Source organism: Lysinibacter cavernae (assembly GCF_011758565.1).
Lineage (GTDB): Bacteria > Actinomycetota > Actinomycetes > Actinomycetales > Microbacteriaceae > Lysinibacter > Lysinibacter cavernae.
The window spans coordinates 1,727,882-1,749,949 of the sequence record NZ_JAAMOX010000001.1 but is presented as its reverse complement, the minus strand read 5'-3'; the positions used below and the strand labels follow the sequence as shown (position 1 = coordinate 1,749,949).

At 61.4% G+C, this 22,068-nt stretch carries 14 protein-coding genes; 7 read left to right on the top strand and 7 right to left on the bottom strand.

Going from position 1 to position 22,068, the window contains the following annotated elements; genetic code table 11:
* Positions 1-204: 204 nt before the first annotated feature.
* From FHX76_RS07730 to FHX76_RS07710, 5 genes are all read left to right on the top strand, one after another.
* Complete coding sequence (locus FHX76_RS07730; protein ID WP_167149512.1) at positions 205-2,385, top strand: SdrD B-like domain-containing protein; 2,181 nt, start codon at positions 205-207, stop codon at positions 2,383-2,385.
* Complete coding sequence (locus FHX76_RS07725; RefSeq protein ID WP_167149510.1) at positions 2,345-5,314, top strand: DUF5979 domain-containing protein; 2,970 nt, start codon at positions 2,345-2,347, stop codon at positions 5,312-5,314. Before FHX76_RS07730 ends, FHX76_RS07725 begins: the two co-directional genes overlap by 41 nt.
* 87 nt (positions 5,315-5,401) lie before the next feature.
* Positions 5,402-6,664: a sigma-70 family RNA polymerase sigma factor gene (locus FHX76_RS07720; protein WP_167149508.1), complete on the top strand. Its 1,263-nt coding sequence runs from the start codon at positions 5,402-5,404 to the stop codon at positions 6,662-6,664.
* A 129-nt stretch (positions 6,665-6,793) separates the two neighbouring features.
* Positions 6,794-8,113, top strand: a complete 1,320-nt coding sequence (locus FHX76_RS07715; protein ID WP_167149506.1) for a CNNM domain-containing protein — start codon at positions 6,794-6,796, stop codon at positions 8,111-8,113.
* Positions 8,106-9,155 carry a hemolysin family protein gene (locus FHX76_RS07710; RefSeq protein ID WP_167149504.1) on the top strand — a complete coding sequence of 350 codons (1,050 nt, stop codon included), beginning with the start codon at positions 8,106-8,108 and terminating at the stop codon, positions 9,153-9,155. The genes FHX76_RS07715 and FHX76_RS07710 overlap by 8 nt, the downstream gene beginning before the upstream one ends.
* 24 nt (positions 9,156-9,179) lie before the next feature.
* Here the strand turns inward: FHX76_RS07710 and FHX76_RS07705 are convergent, their stop codons facing one another.
* The 4 genes from FHX76_RS07705 to FHX76_RS07690 all read right to left on the bottom strand — a co-directional run bounded on the left by FHX76_RS07705 (position 9,180) and on the right by FHX76_RS07690 (position 16,330).
* Positions 9,180-9,758, bottom strand: a complete 579-nt coding sequence (locus tag FHX76_RS07705; RefSeq protein WP_386762511.1) for a hypothetical protein — start codon at positions 9,756-9,758, stop codon at positions 9,180-9,182.
* A complete protein-coding gene (locus tag FHX76_RS07700; RefSeq protein WP_341777893.1) occupies positions 9,643-10,860 on the bottom strand; it encodes a class C sortase in 1,218 nt (405 codons plus the stop codon). Before FHX76_RS07700 ends, FHX76_RS07705 begins: the two co-directional genes overlap by 116 nt.
* Before the next feature lie 112 nt (positions 10,861-10,972).
* Complete coding sequence (locus FHX76_RS07695; protein ID WP_167149500.1) at positions 10,973-12,388, bottom strand: SpaH/EbpB family LPXTG-anchored major pilin; 1,416 nt, start codon at positions 12,386-12,388, stop codon at positions 10,973-10,975.
* Positions 12,389-12,442: 54 nt separating this feature from the next.
* A complete protein-coding gene (locus FHX76_RS07690; RefSeq protein WP_167149498.1) occupies positions 12,443-16,330 on the bottom strand; it encodes a DUF7507 domain-containing protein in 3,888 nt (1,295 codons plus the stop codon).
* A 338-nt stretch (positions 16,331-16,668) separates the two neighbouring features.
* On the opposite strand from FHX76_RS07690, the gene FHX76_RS07685 reads away from it, so the two are divergent.
* Positions 16,669-17,532: an ADP-dependent NAD(P)H-hydrate dehydratase gene (locus FHX76_RS07685; RefSeq protein ID WP_167149496.1), complete on the top strand. Its 864-nt coding sequence runs from the start codon at positions 16,669-16,671 to the stop codon at positions 17,530-17,532.
* A 15-nt stretch (positions 17,533-17,547) separates the two neighbouring features.
* Here the strand turns inward: FHX76_RS07685 and FHX76_RS07680 are convergent, their stop codons facing one another.
* Entirely contained in the window at positions 17,548-18,219 is a 672-nt protein-coding gene (locus tag FHX76_RS07680; RefSeq protein ID WP_167149494.1) for a hypothetical protein, read from the bottom strand.
* Between the two features lie 159 nt (positions 18,220-18,378).
* Positions 18,379-19,788: an MFS transporter gene (locus FHX76_RS07675; RefSeq protein ID WP_341777892.1), complete on the bottom strand. Its 1,410-nt coding sequence runs from the start codon at positions 19,786-19,788 to the stop codon at positions 18,379-18,381.
* 100 nt (positions 19,789-19,888) lie between these two features.
* Here FHX76_RS07675 and FHX76_RS07670 point away from each other — a divergent pair, with 100 nt between their 5' ends.
* Positions 19,889-21,103 carry an MFS transporter gene (locus FHX76_RS07670; protein ID WP_341777891.1) on the top strand — a complete coding sequence of 405 codons (1,215 nt, stop codon included), beginning with the start codon at positions 19,889-19,891 and terminating at the stop codon, positions 21,101-21,103.
* A 170-nt stretch (positions 21,104-21,273) separates the two neighbouring features.
* Here the strand turns inward: FHX76_RS07670 and FHX76_RS07665 are convergent, their stop codons facing one another.
* A complete protein-coding gene (locus tag FHX76_RS07665; RefSeq protein WP_167149491.1) occupies positions 21,274-21,990 on the bottom strand; it encodes an FCD domain-containing protein in 717 nt (238 codons plus the stop codon).
* Positions 21,991-22,068: the final 78 nt, after the last annotated feature.

The following is a 22,068-nucleotide window of genomic DNA, read 5'->3' as shown; positions in this document are numbered from 1 at the left end:
TCTTTAACCGCCGATGTACGACATTGCTAGTTGTGCTGCCCAAAAGCATTCCGGCTTGGTCGGGGGGCTTCATGATGTGCCACGGAGGAAAAAATCTTAGGGAATAGAAGTACGAGAGAGTTCAATGCAACTCGCGCGCCGAGACGGCCAGCGCGGGGACGCATCGCGCTGTCAACGATGCTGAGCGTAGGACTCATTGCATCGATGATGACGCTGCCCGCAGTTACGGCTGCCTCTGCCGAAGAACCAACAATCAGCCCTCTTGGCGCTGTTGTGCCTGGCGAAGTCGCTGACGGAGTGCACGGAACCGTGTGGATCGACCTCAACGGAGACGGCGCCCAGAACGACAACGTTATGGGAACCACAGGTGATTTTGGCGACCCAAACGTGGCGGGAGCCGGGAACGAATCGGCCGGTCGCGCCGGCGTGAAAATCGCTCTGCTTGACGGCTCTGGAGCAATCGTCGCGGAAACGACCACGGATGCCACTGGTGCGTACACCTTCGCCGGCCTTGCCGACGGCAACTACACCGTTCGCGCGATCTCGCCCTCACTGAACTACCGCTGGATCATGCCGAGCACGTCGCACTCCGACTTTGTTGGGCAGGCCGAGGCTCCGCCAGCGCTGCACACGGCGCTCGCGCCCGTCACCGTGACCGGTGGTCAGTCGCCGTCGGCCAACGGCGGGCTTCGCCCGATTCCGGCATTCTCGGTCGATCTCTATGACACCGACCCAAATACACCAGGTGTCCAGGGGATATTAACCGGTTCAAAGCCTCTTGACCCCAACGGTATCTGCCCCGTTGACGAGCCAGGAAATGACTGCTCGCGGACCGATAACCGCGTTGCAACGAACGATACGGTGACCGTGAACTACTCGATCAACACGACGAGTATGCAGGAAGGCGCTGGCAGCGCTATCGAGCCCGTTGGTGATGTCATCCTTGAGGTGCTCCTGCACAGCACTGACGGCGCAGTTCCAACCTTCGAGGTTAACGGTGTGAACAACATCCCGACGGCCTGTCGTCAGGACCGGTCGGTCAAATCGCAGATCATCACCGAGGCAAACGGTGACGTACGTCTCATCTGTAACGTCGGTCTCATTACCCAGGGCGGAAACTCAAAGTACACGCTGAACCTCGTGCCGAGTGCTGCCTCGCCAAACGGCTCGACCTTTACGGCATCGGCAGTTGCCTACTCCGCGATCAACGATGCGATCCCCAGCGAGCAGTTTGATGTTGGGCCGTTCGAGGTAAGTGCCGCGCCACGGTTTAACCTTGCAAAGCGTTCGGATGGTGCGGGTGACCCTTCAGGTGGAAACCAGCCAATTGGTGGAGTCGTCCCCATGCTGAACCCGGTGACCGGCAAGGTTGAGGATTCCATCGTTGTTGCCTATACCGCGGTTATCGAGGCGGCAAGCGCTGACGTCCGCGGGCAGCAGTCGTTGACCCCAAACGTGAGCTTTACCGACAAGATCGACCCTCGTTACGCCCAATACGGTGCAGCGCCGGCTCCGTCAAGCGGAGATAATCGCTGTCGCGAAATGACAACGTACTATGCCGGGAAATTCGGTCTCCCGAGTTTTGTCAGCAGCAGCACGGTTCCTGGGAACAACCAGATGAGGTCGGGAACGTATTCGTGCAACGGCTTCAACCAGGCAACGGGTGAGTTCAAGGTGAACGTCTCTGGCATGGATTCGAGCCTGCAGTACGTTCCGCAGAAGTCGTACGACGGCAAGATTAATATGGAGCCACACCGCCTTGTCAGCGCCGGTGTCGTCACGGTTGTCTACCCAATCTCCGCAATCATGAAGGCCAACATTCCCGGCTGGAAAGACGGAGACCCCATTGTTGGAGACAAATACCCGGTTACCAACTGCTACACCAATTTTGACCCGTCATCATCGGGTGGCGTGAGCAACTTTGGTGCCGGCTTCGAGCCAGGATGGGACGGAACGACCGCGTCAGGAGACAACTGCCAGACGCACCAGATTGTTATCGCGGCTAACGGCTCCGTAGTGAAGTCGTACGGAAAGATTCCGGCCTCTGGCGATCCGCTCACGGAGCAGTCCATTGGTGCGCCAACCGAGAGCCTTGGTGCGCCAAGCACCATCATCCCCACGAGTCGCTCCAGCTGGGGATCCGGCGATGGTATGACCACGATGGACGAAGAAATGTATACCTACGTCGGTATCAATAACACGGCGGGAACGCTGGCCCTGCCAGATGCCCAGGTGTGTGACGTGTGGGATAACTCCGTTCAAACGCTTGGCGCGTTCAGCGGCGGCCCGTCTGCGGGCCTGCTCACGTCGCTCTCATACTCGATTTCGGGAACGGGCGAGCAGTTTGACGCTTTCGACCCCGCCAGCCGGGGGTATTACCGTTGAATACGGAAAGCTTGCTGCCGGTGGATCGTGGGGCAACTCGCTCGAGCAGAGCCTTGACGCCAACACCGGTCGTTACACAGGCGACTGGACCCCTCAACTTGCGGCAGGCCAGGACTGCGGAACGAGCGCTCAGAGCAAGGGTGACATGGTCTTCAGTACTGACCCAATCGCCGATGGCTGGAACCTCGAAGACGTCAACATCATCCGGGTGACCGGCAAGGATGGAAAACTTGACGCGGGTACCTCCCTGATTGCACGGGCAAAACTCACGACCCGTGAGTCATTCTATGGAGGACCCAACGCCGGCGAGCGAATTATCGACGGTGTCATTGCAGCCAACCTTGTTGGGTACAAATGGAATAACGGCTACAAGTCGCCAATTACCTATGACCCCAATACTCACCTTGGTGCCGGAATGCGCGGTGACCGCCTGACCGTTCAAAGCGTGAGCATCGGCGTCAAGAAGACAGCTGACAAGGTGACGTCTGGCGACGACCTGTTGAAGGTGACCAACGTTGGTGACATGTTTACCTGGAGCCTCACCCCGACGCTGACCTCGCCGTTGGCAGACGCCACGGCTCGTAACCTGACGGTGACTGACACGCTTCCTGCTGGGCTGCTCTACGAAGATTCGTGCACCGTCACCCCGTCGGGCGTGGGCGGGCCGATCATTGGAGTTGACGCACAAGGACGAACAACCCTGACCTGGAACTTTGGTGACCGACTTGCGACGGACACGCTGCCCGTCATCGACATCTGCACGTCTGCCTCACAGCTGCTTCCCGCAGGAACGACGCTCGTCAACACGGTTGATGTCAGGGCAGATAATGTCACGTACAACAAGAACCAGCACCAGGCAACCAAATCGGTCAACACCTACGCGACCGAGGGCCTCCGCGTGCAAATGGGCGTTGATCAGCGGATCAACTTCACCGATTCGCTGCAGAACTGGTCGCTTACCTGGGCAAACACCGCAATTGGCGCCGACATTATGCCAAGCCAGGCAATTTATGTCTTCCCAACGAACGGTGATGACGGGGATGACTTTGCGGCAAAGCGTCGTACCTACGGTTCTGAGTACTCGGGAACGTTGCACCTGACCGGTGCGCTGCCAGCCCCAACCGCCTCTGGCGGTGCAACCGGAGACGTCGCTGGAACGTGGTACTACACCTCCGCAGACGCCAAGTCGGTTTCGCAGCGCGCAAACGACGCCTCAAACGATCTCGCCTCTGGCTCCACCAAGTGGTGCACGGAAGCCGATTTCGGCTCGGCTGGATGCCCGGCATCCTTCGACGACGTCACGGCAGTTCGCTTCATCCAAGATGGCAACCTGACGTCGCAGACGCAGATCACGGTGAACGTGCCGCTGCAGGCTGCCGACAACGTAGCCGCCGACCTCTACATCGGATCGTTTGGCGTGTGGTCTGAGACCTTCGCGACGCAGCCTGTTGTATCGAATGAGCCTTACGTGCAGGTGCTTGGGTTTAGCCTCGGCGACCTCATCTGGCAGGACAACGACCAAAACGGCGTGTATGACCCAGCAGTTGATGCCGGCGTTCCAGCTGGTGTCAAGGTTCAGGTCTACAAGGTTGAGTCAGACGGCAGCGAGAACATGGTTGCCGAGACCACAACAAACGACCAGGGTCGTTGGGTCGCGAATAAGCTCGACTCCGGCGACTACTACGTGCTCGTGCCGGCAGACCAGTTTGCCGAGGGTGGGCCGCTGTTTGGATACGGAGCTTCGCGCAACGGCATCCAGACGGACCCAAACACCGACGCAAACGAGGACGTTGACAACAACAACGAGCTGCTTGCCGACGGCGGACTGCGCAGCGCGGGTCTCATGACGCTCTCTGCAACGGTTGACCCGCCAAACGTGACCGGTGACGAGCCCCTTGGTGACGACGTTGCCAAGATGGTGACCAACCGTCTCACGGGGGATGACTTCACCAACATGACGCTTGACCTCGCGGTTGAGGCGCTCGGTGGAATCAAGATCACCAAGCAGCTCTCTGGTGAGGGCGTGCAGACGTTCGCCGGCGGAAACAGCCTGACCTTCGCCCTTGCCTGCAAGGTTGGCAACGAGGACATCCCCGTTGACGACGTTGTATTGACGGTCTCCGACGACGCCACAACTGTGACGTCCGAGGTCATCACCGGTCTGCCGCTTGGCACGGAGTGTTCGATTACCGAGACGGATAAGGGGTCGGCAGACGCCGCTGCTGATGCCGTGACGGTGACGGTCGTTCCTTCCGCCGCGACGGCGGACCTGCCAGCCAACACGGTGCTTGCATCGCTCACGAACTACTACTCGGCTGGCACGCTCAGCCTCACCAAGCAGGTTGAAGGAACGCCGCTGGCGCTCACTCAGGCTGAGGGTAAAGCGTTCGAGGTGCTGGTGACCTGTGCCGTCCCGGTTACCGTTCCCGGGGGCGACGACACAATCGCAACCGTGTATTCGGGAACCGTCAAGATCAAGGCAGGGCAGACGAAGCAGCTTGCTGACGACCAGGGTGGCGCTCGCCGTCTCCCAATCGGAACACACTGCTACGCGGAAGAGACGGATGCCGGAGTAGCCGTGAGCCACACGGTTGACTTCGACTCATACGATAACGCGGCCGTGATTACCGATGGCACGCCTGACCAGCTTCAGGCACTCGCCATCACCGTGGTCAACACGTTTGACGAGTCGACGATTGTGGTGCCGCCGGTTGACCCGAAGGACCCAGAGGACCCGACCGTTCCGAACGGAACGAACGGTGGAAACGCCGCTGGGGCTGGCGGGCTGACCATGACAGGCGCAGAGGGCTCTACGCTCGCTGTGGTTGCCGCGCTCATGGCGCTCATGCTGGGTGCGTTGTTTATGCGTCGCCGTCGCGGCCGGGAAGTAGTTTCCGGTGTGACAGACCACAACGCCTCAACGAAATAACACATAACTGAACACAACACATCATTGGTGTGCCGGGCTCCCGACGGGGCCCGGCACACCGATACACAACATGCCGAGGGGGCAGCTGTGAGGGGAAACGAAGAACACGACACATTTGTCGACGACATCGTGAATGACGACATCGTGAATGACGACGTCGCGAGCGATGCTGAACTGTGCGATCTGGTGCGTAGGGGCGACCAGACCGCGTTTGCTGAGCTCTATGCTCGGCACCACGACGCTGGCATTAAACAGGCACTGCACCTGGTGGGCAAACGCCCAGAAGCAGAAGATTTACTGAGCGACGCGTTTGCGAGCATCCTTGACGTCTTGAGGCGGGGGATGGGCCCAACCGAGTCGTTCAGGGGCTACCTGTACATGGTGCTTGCGAACCTCACGAAGAACCAGGCAAAAAAGACCAAAACGGTTCCGTTGGATGAGGATGCCGACAGCTTTCTTGAGCAGCTTCACGAGGCGGATGTGAATGCGGGGCTCGGTGAGCGCTCGCTTGTCTACACGGCCTTCACCGAGCTTCCTGAGCGCTGGCAGCAGGTGCTCTGGCTCCTTGAGATCGACGGCTACGACCTCAACGCCATCGGCGACCGCCTCGGAATCAAGGCAAACGCTGTTGCGCAACTCGCGTCGCGGGCGAGGGAAGGCCTCAGGACGGCCTACCTGCAACTCCACGTCGAGCGCACGAACTCCGAAGAATGCAAATCGGTTTCGTCGATCATGGCAAAAACCGTGCGTCGCAAAGCCGGTAAGCGCGATGCCGACCGGGTAGCCGCGCATCTTGAGACGTGTCTTGACTGCCGCCAATCGTTTGAATGGATGAGCGACATTGGGCAGCAGATGCGCTCCATCGTTGCGCCGCTCATTCTTGGCGGATCAGGAATCGCCGGCCTCGCGTGGGGAACCACGAGCGCTTCGAGCGGTGCGTCAGCGGCCTCTGTCGTGGCGGCAGGCAAGGTTGGTATTGGAGCGAAGGTTGCCATAGCAGGGGGAGCCGCGGTTGTCGCCATTGCCGGCCTTACCGCTGGGCTGCTGTATTCGCCGTCACCGGATCCTGTGGTGTCCACGGTGTCTGAGGAACCGACCGTGGTGGAGACCGTTCCTGTGGCTGAGCATCCGGCTCCCGCTCCTGAACCGGTTGTTGAACCGGAGCCTGCCCCCGTTGACGAGGCACAGCCGGAGCCAGCGTACGTTCCGCCCTCCGAGCCGGCAGCAGAGGCACCCGTCGCGGCGCCGCCAGCGCCAGCCGCTCCTGTTGAGGTTGCCCCGCCAGCACCGCCAGCCCCGCCCGTTGACGAGGATGATGAGACCGAATCGTGGGTTGTGATTACCCCATAAGGCTTCATGCGGGGTTGCACGTGGTTTCTTTCAGCAAGAGTCGTTATGATTAATCGAATTATGGACGACCCTCCTTCTCATAGACCGGTTTCATTCGCACACGTTATTCAACGGAGCGTGGTGTAACCGGTGCTCGCTGACATACTGCTTCTCTGCCTCGGCCTTCTCCTCACCGTAGGAACAGGTTTCTTTGTTGCTTCGGAGTTTGCGCTCGTCAATCTTGACCGGGCCGATCTTGAAGCACGCCAAACACGCGGAGAGACCGGTCTTGGCACGACTATTTCCGCGCTCAAAATTACGTCGACTCACCTGTCGAGCGCGCAGCTGGGAATTACGCTCACCACGCTGCTCACCGGATACACCATGGAGCCGGCCCTCAGCCGGATGCTCTCTGGGCCGCTGAGCGCGATTGGGCTGCCAGAGGCTGCGCTCCGGCCCGTTTCGGCAACCATCGCGATCCTTGTTGCCACGCTGCTCTCGATGATCATCGGCGAACTTGTGCCAAAGAACATGGCCCTCGCAAAGCCAACGGCAACCGCCAAGGTTGTTGTGCCGTTCCAGGTGGTGTTCACTGCCGTATTCAAGCCAGCAGTGACGCTGCTGAATAACAGCGCAAACGGCGTCCTTCGGATGCTCGGAATCGAGCCAAAAGAAGAGCTGTCTGGGGCCAGAAGCGCCGAGGAACTCTCGTCGCTTGTTCGTCGCTCCGCGCTTGCCGGGATGCTTGAGGAAGACACCGCGACGCTCCTCAGTCGCACGCTTCGCTTTAGCGAGCACACGGCGGCAGACGTCATGACGCCGCGCATGCGCCTTGTTGCCGTGCATCGCGACGATCCCGCCGAAAGCGTGCTTGAGGCCGCGCGCAAGACGGGTTTCTCTCGTTTCCCCGTTATCGATGCTGACCAGGACGACGTTGTTGGCATCGTCCACGTGAAGCAGGCCATCTCTCTTCCGCGCGAAAAACGCTCGGAGGTGCCAACCGGTGCGCTGCAGGAAGAAGCCCTTCGGGTACCAGAAACCATGAAACTCGACGTGCTACTCGAAGAGCTGCGTGGTCGCGGGTACCAGATGGCCGTTGTTGTTGATGAATACGGTGGAACCGCCGGCATCGCGACTCTTGAGGACCTCGTTGAGGAACTCATTGGCGAGGTCGCTGATGAGCACGATAGGGCTCGCGCCGACGTCGTGCGGGGTCGCGACTCCTTTACGTTCCCAGGGGCGCTCCGTCCCGACGAATTATTTGACCGCACCGGTGTGAAGGTGCCAGAAGAAGGACCCTTTGAAACGGTGGCTGGTTACGTGATCAGCGAGATCGGGCGTCTCCCCGTTGTTGGCGACAGCATCCAGCTTCCTGGCGGTGAATTGCGGGTGGAGCGTCTTGACGGCCGCCGCATCGACCGGCTGAGATTCACGCCTTCGCTGATCGAGGAGGTGGACACCCATGAGTGATTGGGCCGGAATAGCGTGGCTGTTTGTGCTGCTTATCGCAAACGCCTTCTTTGTTGGTGCCGAGTTCGCCGTGATCTCTGCACGCCGCTCGCAGATCGAGCCACTCGCCGAGGCCGGAAAGCGAAGCGCCAAAACGGCGCTGTACGCCATGGAGCACGCCACTCTGATGCTCGCGACGAGTCAGCTTGGCATCACGGTGTGTTCGCTGCTCATCCTGAACGTTTCGGAGCCGGCTATCCACCACCTGCTCGCGGTGCCGCTTGAGCTCACCGGCTGGTCGGTTGAGGTCGTCAGCACGGTGGCCTTCATCATTACGCTGCTTGCGGTCTCGTACCTGCACGTGGTGTTTGGTGAGATGATCCCGAAGAACATGTCGTTCTCGCTTCCCGACCGCGCGGTGCTGCTGCTCGCGCCGCCGCTTGTGTTTGTTGCCAACGTGTTTAAGCCCGTCATCGTGATGCTCAACTGGATTGCCAACAGCATCCTTCGCCTCTTCAAGGTTGAGCCGAAAGATGAGGCGACGAGCACCTACACCCTCGACGAGGTCGCAACGATTGTGAACCAGTCAACGAGGGAGGGCGTGCTTGAGGACACCACTGGCGCGCTGACCGCCGCGTTTGAGTTCACCGAGAAGTCGGTGGCCGATGTTGCGCTTTCGCTCGGTGCGCTCGTGACGCTGCCAGAGCAAACGGCAACGCCCCGCGACGTCGAAAACGCGGTCACCAAGCACGGTTTCTCACGCTACGTGCTGGTTGACGCCGAGGGTGAGCCGAGCGGCTACGTGCACCTGAAAGACATCATCGACCTTGACGAGGACGAGCTCGACGACCCCATCCCCGCCAAGCGCGTCCGGCAGATGGTGTCGCTCTACGAGTCGACCGACCTCGAGGATGCGCTTGCCAAGATGCAGCGCACCGGTGCACACCTTGCCCGCTCGTTTGACGCTGAGGGCAATACGAAGGGTGTGCTCTTCCTCGAAGACATCGTGGAGGAACTCGTTGGCGAAGTGCACGATGCGACTCGGCGAGGGCGCTTCGCGTAGCGGTGGCTCAGGGCGGTCCGCAGCTCAGCGAAGCAACTGAGCAGGACCGGGTTCGGCGGCGACGCGACCGACGAGGTCGTTGGCGTTTGCCGCGCCCATCCCTGAGAACACGACGGTGAGCATTTCGGCGACGCGTTCCAAGACGAGGTCGCGTTCGTCGAGGAGCTCCGAGAGGCGCTGGATGCCCGTCATCCCTGCCACGAGTGTCACAGCCTGCTTTGCGGGGTCGATGGTGTTGTGAAGCTGCCCGAGGGCGATCGCCTGACGCAGCAAATGCTCGGCAAGCTGAATCCAATCGACGTAGGGCGCCGGGATGCCGAGCGGAAGGTGAATCGATTCGTCGAGCAGCCGGTTGACCGCGCGTGTTGGCACATCGTGGATGTACCGGTACCCAACGCTGAGCGCAAATCTGACGATCGTGGCGAGCGGGTCGTCTGGGGAGACGACGACGGCAGTCGCGGCTGTGTCGAATCCCTGGCTGGCGATGTCACTCATCTCGTGCAGCGCTTCGTTCGCTACCGCTTGAGCGAGGAGCTCCTTCGTCGCGAAGTGGTACCCAAGCGCGCCTTTGGTCATCCCAAGTGAATCGGCGATAGCCCCGATGCTCGCTCCTGCGTAGCCGTTCGTTGCGAATGCTGAGGCTGCCGCTGCGATGATCCGCTGCCTGGTGCGCTGCGCCCTGACCTGCTGTGGTCGGCGTCCGCCGAGAGGGTCCGAGGTAGTCATCATCCTCATTATGGCCGTCGCGGCTGGACATTCCTAGGTCATCGGGAATGAAACCTTTGGAATGGTTTGCTTTGCGCCCCGGGCTAACCGGCCGCCCAGAGTACCAAACGTACCCACCGGTGAGCAGGAGCGCTCCGGCAAGGCCAACTACCCACCAGGCGAAGCCTGGAACGTCGGGCCGCTTCCCTGCCTGTGCGAGATCCTCTGGGGGAGTCGGCTCAATCCGTTCGCCAGTGACCAAGATACGGTGACTATTGATGCCAAGCGGTGTGCACGTGACGAGCGTGATGAGGTCTTTGCCTCGCTGAGCATGAAGTGTTTCCGTCTCTTCCGGTTCAACAACCTGCGTTGTGACGACTTGGTAGGTGAGCACCTCGCCAAACACCTCGATTGTGAAGGTGTCACCCTCGGCGACCTGGTCAAGGTGAGTAAACATCGTCGCGTCGGCGAGCCCTCGGTGACCGGTGAGGACCGAGTGGGTGCTCTCGCCGCCAACGGGGAGGGCGGTTCCCTGTAAATGACCGATGCCCTCGCGGAGGGTCTGATCGCTTGTTCCGTGATAGATCGGAAGGTCGGCATCAATGACGGGGATTTTGATTCTTCCGATGAGCCCGCTTGCGTCAGCGGCAAGCAGCTCGTTGTAGTTCTGATCTTCAGGGTCGCCGGGCGACTCGGCCTGCGGCAGTCGTTCGCCAGCGGTAACCGCGGCGCTGCCGTTGAGCGACGCGTTATACGCAACGGCCTTCTCGACGGCCTGTGAACGGTTTTCGGGAGACATGTTGCGAACCTGGTCAGACAGCGCCACGATGCGCTGGGACTGTTCATACTGCGTCAGCCAAGACGCGGCTGTTGGGTAGAGCAGGACGGCGACGCCAAGGAGGCATATCGCCGCGATCACGCTGGGGCCTACTGGGAAACGCCAACGCGCTCGACGCCCTGCGCTCACCGCTGAGGTGGCCAGCGCTTCCGTTGCGGTCACGGTTCTTCGATCCTGTTGAAGTGTTGAACGTACTGAAGGGTGGTGGAACCGACAACCGTCGATTCCACCACCCTCAGGAGCCCATCGCAGACGCCATGGGACTCAGTGTGAGTTACGCAAGAGCCTTCTTCTTGCGGCTCACAACCAGCGCAGCGCCAATGGCTACCGCGACGAGAGCGCCTCCGCCGAGGGCGAAGAGCAGCGTTCCCGTGCTACCGGTGAGCGGAAGCATCCACGCTGGGATCTTGTCGTTGGCGACGGTCTGCGTGTAGGTCACAAGTTCGCCGGTGTTCACTCCGGGAACCGCTGCCAGCGTTCCAGAACCTGGGACACGAACGCGCTCGCCGAGACCGAAGTAGCCGGTCGGGGCGGTGACCTCTTCGAGCCAGTACACCTCGCCGGCCTTGAGGCCGGGAATCGTGATTTTTCCGGTTGAGTCGCTCGTGAACTCGGTGATGCCACCGGGGAAGCTCAAGGCCGTTCCGCCGGTCTGTGTGGTGTAGACGGCGAAGACGGCACCGGCGAGGGGCGCCTGGTTGTCGCCGTCAACCTTGGTGATTTCTACGGGAACCCAAGATGTTGTTGCCGGGTTGGTTTCGGACTCGATGCCGTTTACGTTCACGAGGGCGGTGTTCACGATCGAGCCGGTGCCGGTGACAACCGTATCGATTTCGAGCGAGAGCGCACCGTTTGGTGCGGCCATGAGCTTGTCGAGGCCGGTGGGGGTGAAGGTGACAGTGACGGGGTTGGTCGTCGAAATGGTCACATCGGCCGCCGACAGCGCGGTTCCGTCGAGCGAGATGCGCGCGGGGGCTGTGTAGCTCAGACGGCTGTCGAGCGTATCCGTGATGACGTATGACACGAGCTCTGCGCGATCTGCGAAGACCGGAACGGTTGAACCAACGGTCCAGGTCACGGTTGAGCCGAGGGCAAATTTGCCGCTGTCGTCAACCGACTTTGTTGGCGTGCCAGCAACAGCGTTCTTCGGGTAGACGTGGATGTTGTAGTTCCAGTCTGCAGCAGCGCCGGTTGTTGGGAGCGGAACCGTGACGAGGAACGGGGCTGCCTTTGATACGACGTTGGCGGGTGCCGATACCTCTTGCACCAGGTAGAGGCCGAGGGGGAGGCTGCCAATCGTGGTGTCGCCACCAACCGTGGCCGGGAGCGTCTGCGGCGTACCAAGCGGCGTTGGCAGCGCGAGAGGGTCTGCGGCAAGCGCCTCAGACAGGGTCTTCGCCGTTGTCCAGCCGGCGTTAGTTGTCAGGTCGACGCCAGTTACCGGCGTGATGCTAAACACAACGCCGTCAATCGGGACGTGGGTTGCAGGAACCGTCTGCTCCGTACCATCGGCAGGAGCGCCATTGGTGAGTGGCTGCTCGTACTTGTGAATGGTGATTGAACCAGAGGCGTTTGGGTCAAGATCCGGACCAACGGCAGAGGCCGGAAGAGCGAGCGACACCGCGCTCAAGACGCCGAGCGCCGTGGCACCGATGACGGCGGTTATGCGCCGTGTGATCGTTTTTTTCATTATTTTCCTTCTCCTTAAGAGGGGGTGGAGGGTATGGATGGGGGACAAAACTGGTTAGGAACGTGGCATCCGTCGTCGCCGCTGATACACAAGCGCTGCGGTGATTGCGGACGCGAGGATGCCGGCACCTGCGATCAGGAACGCGTCAACACTCGCGCCTCCCGTGAGGGGGAGTGTGACCGATGGGATGGTGTCGTTGACAAAGCGGTACACCTCCGTTGTGCCAACCGAAACGACTGCTGGCTGGCCAGGGTCGACCTGGCTCCAGCTGCCATCCGGGTTTTGACGCTCGAGAGACAGCATGCGATAGGCAATCGTGCCGGAGGGGTGAATTGATTCCTCGGTGAGGTCATACGGATGACCGGGGAGTACCTCGAACGTGTTGGTCAGCGCGTTGTGTTCTGCACCAATGGCCGCGACGGTTGGCAGCCCGACGGCGTTCGCCCGTGGGGTCGCTACGATCTGCCAATCGGCGGGGTCGAGCTTGGCATCGGCGACGTGCTTGAGCAGGATGAGCTGCGCGGTCGCGTTTGTCACGGTGCAGGTGACATCGCGTTGCATTGGGATGGTCACAACGCCGCTTGCCACGGCGACGGTATTTCCGAGGCTATCGGCGCAGGCCCACGCTCCGACCTGTTGGTAGGTGTTTTGGCTTCCCTGCTCTGACAGCGAATAGGTGGTGCCTGGCGTCACCGAAGCGCTCGCCTCTGGAGAACCGGTTGTGCCGCTTGGACCGGCGAGGGCACCGGCCACCCCTGAGGCGCTGAGGGTCCAATCGGTTGGCGATGCTGAGCCGAACGAGACCTGTTTGACGAGCGTCAGCGTTGATTTCCAACTGACAACGGCGGTGGCTTCCTCTGAAACGACACGAATTCCGTCTGCGGTTGTTCCAGCAGCCGTCGCGGTGTTTCGCAGGGTGCCGTCGGCGATCTGGGCCTCGGTCAGCAGCGAGTCCGCCGTGGCGGTCACCGATTCGCCAGGGTCGAGGGCATCGGCTGCGCCCGGCCACGTGCCCCACGCTATTGGCCCGATGCCGGGAAGGCTGTCGATGATTTCAAGCGAGGACAGCTGGTGGACACCGGTATTGGTAACCGTGAACGTCCAGCGGACCAGCGGGTTTTCGGTCAGCGAGCCAACGAGCGTACCCGTCTTGGCAAGCGTAATGCTCGCGTCAACCGCGTTGATTTGTGCTTCATTCGAGTGGAACGGGATGATGTCGCCGTGGTAGTTCGCGGTAGCCGAAACGTCGTTTGTGATGATTGCGCCGTCGGCTGTCCCTCGCGGCACCGAGGTCGGAACGATCACCTCAAAAGATTCGGATTCGGCGAGCTTGCCAAGCAGTATCTTGAAGGCGACCGCGTCTGTTGGGTCGTTGCTCCAGGTCCCGTTGGACGCGGTTGTGGCATCCTTCGAATACTGGGCGGTGGCCCCGGGAGGCAACCCCTGAATTGGCCCGGCAAGCGTTGTGTTAAACTCCGAACCTCGCGAATCGGCAACGTGGGGGAGCCGGTCAAAGAAGACCGCTGAGGTCACGGCGTCGGGGAGGATATTCTGCACCGCGATTTTCCAGTACGCGGCGGTGCCAACCGGCACGGTTGTGCCAAGGCCCCAGTGACCGGCGGGGTCGTTTGTGGCTCCTGAGGTCTTCGAGATGATCAAATCGCCGGCAATCGTGATCTGGCTATTGGCAACCGCCTTCGCGATCGACGTGCGGTTTGGGTCAAAATCGTGGACGTCGGCGCTGAACTTGGGCGCGTAGCCGATTGCAGGGGCTCCGGCGTGGGCAGGGTCGTTTGCGAACGCCCAGCTCTCGACCTCAACGACCGTATCGTCTTCTCGGTAGGCATCCACGATGGCGACAACGGGGATGACGTATTGGAACCCGCCGTGCTCGATCCAACGGTTGCTCGCTTCGCCGACCGGCCTCATACTTGGCAGTTCGTCAACGGTGATGGTCACCACCTGCTGGTCTCCAAATGGGCCTGGAACCCACGACGTTGTCACCGTTGCTCCGCTTCCGATGTTGGGGACAGGGTCGCCCGTCACTGAGACGGTGTCGTTGTGCCTGGTCACGCCGGTATCCGCGTCGTAGAGGACCCCGTACGGCAGCACAACCGAGAGCGTTCCCCCGTGGTAGGTGGTATTGGTGTTCATGTTTGAGATGCCGGCGATATATTCGCCAGAACCGTTGACGCGGAGCGACGGCGGCGCCCAGATGTTGGTCACGACGTAGGCGGAGTCGATGAAGGTCTGTTTCATTGCCGACTCGATGGTGTCAACCGCGATGCCGTTGGCGAGGATGCCGTTTGCGGTCGCGATATTGGTGAGCGGCTCCGCGGATGTTGAGCCGTCAACAAAGGACGTATAGGTGGGGATGTAGGAGGTGCGGATGCTCGCTTGCGAACCGCTGCTCACGGTGGCCGATGTCGAGCCGAGCTGCACACGCCATCCGGTGATGACGGTGCCAACGGGAATCGTCTCGATCACCCATCCCGGATCGTCGTAGTAAAGGGAACCGTCAACGTTGAAGAGCACCTCGACGTTGCCGCTGCCGGAATTGAACGTTTGTGGAGTGCCAGAGCCGCTCAGGCCCTGGCCAACGGTCTTCCATGCGCTTTCACCCACAGGATTGCTCACTGGCGCAGTGCGATATTCCACGGTGTACGGAACGTTGGCGGCTTCGAGGGCTGGGTTTGGTTCGACCGCTACTCTGCGCACCTCCATGTGTCCCCAGAACTCGGCGTTGCCGTGTTTGGACGCGGAGTCTTCGATCGTCCAGCTTGCGAGTTGCTCGCCGGTTCCGCCGTCGGCAAAGGACGCGATGGTGCTGTATTCGCGATACAGGTCGCCTGCGGATGAGGTGTCCTGCCCCGACACTTTGAGCAGGCCAAAGACGGGAGCGTCTACCGTGCCAAACTGCGGCCCCTGGTCGCTTGCATATCTGGATGCCTCGATCGTGTGTTGACGCCAGGCGAGCGGGTCTGTGGCTATGCCGTCGACGGGGAGCGTGAACAGTTCCGCGGTGTTAACGGGAGGCCTGCTTCCCTCTGGGAACTCGGCCGTGTCTGGGTAGCGGACCTGTAACCAGATGGTGTTTATTGGGGCGAGCAGGAAGCGGTCGGGGCCGTAGTTACCGTCGTGTTGCCAGGTTGCGGTCCAGTCTGAGGATGCCGTCGCGCCGGTTGCGATGTCGGTTGTCCACGTTCCGAAGCCGGACGACGTGGCGACGAGCTGGCTCCCGGCTGGCAGGGTATCCATGATACGTTGGGCCGTTGTTGAGAAGGTATTCACCCCTCCGTGCGAGATCTCGGTCCGAACGTTGAACGTGTAGGTGACGAGCCGGTTGTCGGAGTTGATGAGCGACGAGGCGTATTTGATGGGGGAGTAGTCGTAATTGCCCGTTACCTTGGTTGCTGCTGAGTCGTCCGGGGGCGAAACCCCATTTGTCGAGGCGGAGCCCCGAATCGTCGTTGTCAGAACCGTCGCATCGCTCTTTGTTGTGTTGTCGACGGCGAGCGTTGCGAACGAAAATGAGGTGATTGGCTGGGCCAGTGGCTTCATGACAAAGGTCACGGTCCGGGTGCCCTCGTCGTAGCTCACCGATTGGACCGGAGAGCTGCTGCCCGTTTCAACGGAGGTTGGATCGAAGGTGAGTCCTTCGCTGAGCACAGAGGTGAGGACAACCCCTGCGGCGGGATTTATCGTGGTTGCCTCAGCCACGGTGGTGACGGTATAGGTTACGCCTTCGCTGAGGAGCGCCGTTTCGGGGGCCGTGATGCTGACCGAGTAATCGCCCATTGCTGCCTGCGTTGGTGGCACGGTGACAACGAGGAGCGCGAGAACTCCAAGGAGCGAGAGGAAGGGTACTGCGAGTCGGCTGAACGAACGCCAGCCAAATTGCGGCACGGCTGCCTGGTGCTTGGCAAAGCTCGCGCGAGTCAAGGCCCGTTTGGCCACCGCAGTCCCTCGTTTCCGCAAAATTGCGCGCCAAACGAACCCCGGCAGATGCCCCTAAGCGATACTGCCGTTCGTATGACGATCGTTGCGCCGCGTGTTCTGCTGGCGCTTCCCTAACACGACGAAGTCATCTTCGCCGCTCTGCGAAAACAATAACACAGGTTTAGGACGATCGTCCCAATAATTCACATGCCTTTGTTTTGTTTTAAAAACCGTAAAAAAACCTGTTTTTCCGCGGCTCAGTCGACGCTCTCCTCGCGCACAAATCTGGTCAGCTGTGATCGCGGCGGCTAGGCTCTGAACATGACTGACCGGCGCCGCCAATGACACTCGGAACGATTCACACCGCAACTGGGCCGCTCGCCGAGCTCGCGAACGCGGCTGACTCGATTGTCATCCCGTCCGCGACCGACGATAAATACTCGCGAGGCGTGCTCGGAGTGGTCACCGGCTCGACTCAGTACCCGGGGGCCGCGGTTCTCGGGGTCGAAGCGGCGCTCCGAACCGGACTCGGGATGCTGCGCTACTGTGGCCCAGCTGCCGTCGGCGAAGCGGTGCTGGCCAAGCGACCAGAGATCGTCATTGGGGCCGGCCGCTCGTCGGCGTGGTTGCTTGGGTCTGGAATAGACCCCGCACACCTCGACCTCTGGCAAGACGAGGCGATGTCGTCAGCCCTCGCCTCCGGAATCCCCTGCGTGCTTGATGCTGGCGCACTCGGAAGGGTTGGCGAATTGCGGGGCCCCGGAATCCTGACGCCACACGGGCGTGAGCTGAGCCGTCTTCTTGGCGCGCTCGGACACGATGTCTCCGTTGAGCAAGTGCTCGGGGAGCCGGCAGCCGCGGCATCGCTCGCCGCCAGTGCGACCGGATGCACGGTGCTGCTCAATGGCAGCAACACCACGATCTGCAGCCCAGGAGGGCTCGACTACCGGATGCCAGCCGCTCCGTCGTGGCTTGCCACCGCGGGAACAGGCGACGTGTTGGCAGGCATCCTCGGGGCCCTCGTTGCGACCAATGCCCAGCGCATCCGCGACGACCCCGAAACGCTCGTGCCAATCGCCGCAGCGGCCGTAACCGTTCATTCGCTCGCGGCAACACTGTCGAGCGGGGGAGGGCCGCTCGTTGCGTTTGACGTGGCCAAGCTGGCGGGTGACGCAGTGCGGCACATTCTCACCGCGCCGCAATAACCGGCGGAAAGCCAGCTACTTGGTGCCGAAGCGCTCGGCGGTGAGGGTGAACTCGATCGTGCCAGATGCGGGGTCAGGCAGCGCAAACGTGTCATTGCCGCTCGACAAATTGGTGTTGGAGAACCCAAGATCAACGCCGGCAAGAGCCTCAGCAGGGATGGTTGCGCTGCCGTGTACGGTTCCCGTCGAATCGCTGAAATCCGTGGAGATGAGTACCGATGCTGGATACGCGTTGCCGTTGACGTACAGCGTACCGACGGCCGTTGAACCCGCGTCACCAGTGACGGCACCCCGGCCGAGATAGCACGGCTCGGTCAGCACAAAGCTCACCGCCGGGTATCCCTCTGCGGTGATATCGAGCGACGCTTGCGTCAGCATGTCGTCGGTGATTTCGAGGTCGCCGCTCGTGGTGGCGGCAACGCTAATGGTGCTTGTGAGGCCCGAGCCAATCTGCAGGGTGATGAGGTCGGCGGAATTGCTTGTTGCCTCGTAACGCACCGGCTCTGGCGCAGAAAGAACATCGTGGTCGTCGGCAACAATATGTGAGCCTGACGCGCTCGCGGCGGCGCTGCCCTCGGGCGAGCCAACCCTCGTCGTGAAAATCGTGAGTGCTGCAACGAGGACCGCGATGATGAGCAAGAAGCAAATGACAAGCGCAACGAGCGTTGCACGCATTCGGTGGGTCACCGCAGCTCCTCTCGCTGACTTGGTTGCTTCGTTGGTGCCAACGCTTCTACGCAAAAACAGGCGCGAAGTGAGTTGGTGGTTCTGAGGTTTAGAGTACTGCTGGCAGTTGGGAAGGAGGTGTGAGACCGCTGACCTTTCGCCCGTCGAATGGTGCGAATATCAGGTCCGCACCGGCAAGCCGACGGCCGCGTCATCATCGAGCGCGCGCCCCCGTTTCTCAGCGAGCAGGAGCGCCCCAACCGTCGCAACGGCAAAGAACGCCGCAAAAATGCCAAACAAGAGTGAAGTGCCGCCAAGCTCGCGGATGAGGGGAACCAGAAGCGGGGCGACGATTGAGGCAACCCTGCCGAATCCGGCAGCCCATCCGGCCCCCGTGCCCCTCAGCACCGACGGATACAGCTCGGGAGTCACCGCGTAGAGCGCGCCCCAGGCACCAAGGTTGAAAAAGCTCAGCAGCATGCCCCACGCAATGATTTGAGTTGTGTCAGAGGCCGTGCCAAAAAAGAAGGCCGAGACTGCGGAGCCAACCAGGAACGTTGCAAGCGTGCTCCTTCGCCCCCACGCCTCAATGAGCCAGGCCGATACGGCATAGCCTGGCAGCTGCGCGAGGGTAATGATGAGCGTGTAGCCAAACGACCGAACAAGGTCGAAACCCGCGGCAACGAGCAGCGACGGAATCCAGATGAAGGCCCCGTAGTAGGCAAAATTCACGCAGAACCACACGGTCCACAGCGCCGCCGTGTTGCGTCGGTGCGGGGCTGCCCACAGGCCGAAGAAGCGGGCGCGGGCCCCGAGTGCTGCTGGCTGGATACCGTCCGTTGGCTGCTCGTCGGCAAGCGGCGCGTCTGCCGGTGACGGGACCCCTGCGGATTCCTCAAACTGACGAACCGTCGCTTCCGCCTCGGCAAATCTGCCCCTCGACTCAAGGAAGCTCACCGATTCTGGCAGGCGGAACCGAACGACGGCCGCAAACACCGCAGGAACCGCCCCAACGAGCAGGGCAACGCGCCAGCCAATCTCGCTTGACGGCACCACAAGGAAGCCAATGATCGCGGCGAGTGTCCAGCCAACGGCCCAGAACGCCTCCAAAATAACGATGACGCGGCCTCGGATGCGCGACGGCGCGAACTCGCTGACCAGCGTTGACGCCACGGGAAGCTCCGCGCCGAGGCCGAGGCCGATGAACACACGAAGCGCGATGAGGGTACCAACGGACCAGGCAAAGGCGGCAAGCCCCGTTGCGACGCCAAACACGATGAGCGTGATGGCAAACACCGTTCGCCGGCCGAGGCGGTCTGCGAGCATCCCGCCGAGGGCGGCACCGACCGCCATCCCGATGAAGCCAGCCGACACGATCCAGGAGGCCTCTCCCGGTGTGAGCGCCCACTGCACCGTGAGCGCGGCGACGATGTAGGAGATGAGGCCAACATCCATTGCGTCGAGCGCCCAGCCAGCACCTGAGCCAACGAGTAACTGGCGGTGCTTCTTGGTAAACGGCAGCGCGTCGAGGCGCTGGCGGCGGGTTTGGGTAGGGCCGGCGGCGCCGTGGTGTGCGGGAGTTTGAGTCACGAAGCTATTCTGTCGGTCCCCGGCCAAAAAGGCGACATATTCCGCGCGGATAGCGGGCAGAAACGCTGTCGAAGCCCGGCGAAGGGCATAAGATTGCCAAGTGAATCCACCTAACTCGGGGGTACTTACCCCTGCCCGCGCTCGGGCCGCTATTTTTGCCCTCGCAATGGGCGGATTTGCCATCGGAACCACCGAGTTTGTGGCGATGGGCTTGCTTCCCGACATTGCGCGCGACCTTGACCCTGCGCTGTACTCGGGGAATCAGGATGCCGCCCTCGCGAATGCCGGCTGGATGATCACCGTTTACGCCCTCGGCGTTGTGGTCGGTGCGCCAACCATCGCGGCAATCGGCGCACGCCTGCCGCGCAAGACGCTGCTGCTTTGGCTCCTTGGGGCGTTTGCGCTGTCAACCGTTGCCACGGCCGTGCTCCCGTCGTTTGGCCTTGTGCTCGCGGCCCGGTTTATCGCTGGCCTTCCGCACGGCGCGTATTTTGGCATTGCGTCGCTCGTTGCCGCGTCCCTGCTCGGAATGGGCAGGAGGGGCAGGGCGGTGTCGCTCGTCATGCTTGGGCTCACCATCTCTAACGTGATTGGCGTTCCCCTCATTACCTTCGTTGGGCAGTCGCTCGGTTGGCGCGTTGCCTACCTCGTTGTTGCCCTCATCTTTGCGCTGACCTTTGTCGCCGTGTGGTGTGTTGTTCCCAAGATGGAGGGCGACCCGGGGGCAACGGTCCGCCGAGAGCTGAAGGTCTTTGGCAACTCGCAGGTATGGCTTGCGATGCTCATCGGGGCCATCGGCTTCGGCGGGTTCTTTGCGGTGTACACCTACGTGTCGCCGCTCACAACCGAGGTCACCGGTGCCGGACAAGAGGTCGTTCCGTGGGTGCTTGCAACCATGGGCGTTGGCATGACGTTTGGCACGATGCTTGGCGGGCGATTTGCTGACCTCAGTGTCTCGCGCACCATGATCGTGTCCTTCGTCTTGGTGATTGCGTCGCTTATTGGGCTGGCGTTCCTCGTGCAGAGCTTGCCCGGGCTGCTGATCGGCGTGTTTGCGGTTGGTATTACGACGCAGGCGCTTGGGCCGACCATCCAGACCCGCCTGATGGATGTGGCAAAAGACTCACAATCGATTGCTGCAGCGCTCAACCATTCGGCGTTCAATATTGGTAACGCAGCCGGCGCGTACCTTGGCGGCGTGGTCATCGCTGCAGGCTATGGGTTCATCTCGCCCATTTGGGTTGGCGTGGTGCTCGCAATAGGTGGCCTGTTCTTCGCGACCGTCAGCGTGCTGCTTGACCGTCGGCGGCGCTAAAGCCCACCCAAACTCCTCTCACACACCCCTCACCCACCACCCCTCACACGCGGGCCCTCAACCGCATCTGTTTGCGACTTTTTGCGGGTGAAACCGCGATCTGCCCGCAGAAAGTCGCAAATACATGCGGCTTGTGGGGGAGGGATACGCGAACGCGGAAGCGCAGGACGCTAGCGCTGCGCGGGCGCTGCCGAGAGTACGTAGGTCTGCAAATCCTCAAGGGTCTGGCGCATATGGCTGTCCATCGCGTTCTTCGCCAAATCGGGGTCACCAGTGGTCAGGGCCTCAAGGATGCCGCGATGCTCAACAATCGCGTGGGCCTGGATGTCGTGGACACGAGACGTTTGCGCGCGGCGCTGCGTGAGGATCCTCGTGAGCGGTTCAAACATGACGCCGAGGAAGACGTTGCGGGACGCCTTCAGGATGATGTCGTGGAACGCAAGGTCGGCACGCACAAACGTGCCCACGTCGCCGTCAAGGTGGGCCTGCTGCATCTCTGCGAGATTAGCCTTCAGCTGGGCAATGTCCTCGTCAGACCGGCGAACGGCGGCAAGCCCGGCTGCCCCCGTCTCAAAGATTTGGCGGAGCTCAAGCAGCTGGATCGCGACCTCAGCGTCGCTCGTCCCCGCTGCGGAGACGCGGAGTACGGCATCCAGCGACTCCCACTCCGAGACCGGGTTCACAAACGAACCCTTGCCCGTTTCGACCCGGATGATGCCCTGGGCCTGCAGCGTGCGGATGGCCTCTCGTGCTGTCAGGCGGCTCACATCGTGGGCCTCTGCGATTTCGGCCTCGCTCGGGAGGCCAGCCTCGCTGGGGAGAACGCCGTTGACGATGTCGTCAAGGATCGCATTGACGATTTCCGTGACAAGCGATTTTCGGGCCACAGTATCTCCTCAGGAATGCCATGTGCCGATGCCCGGCGCACAGTACGAATGTAGCGCGTCGGTGAGCGCGCATCCAAA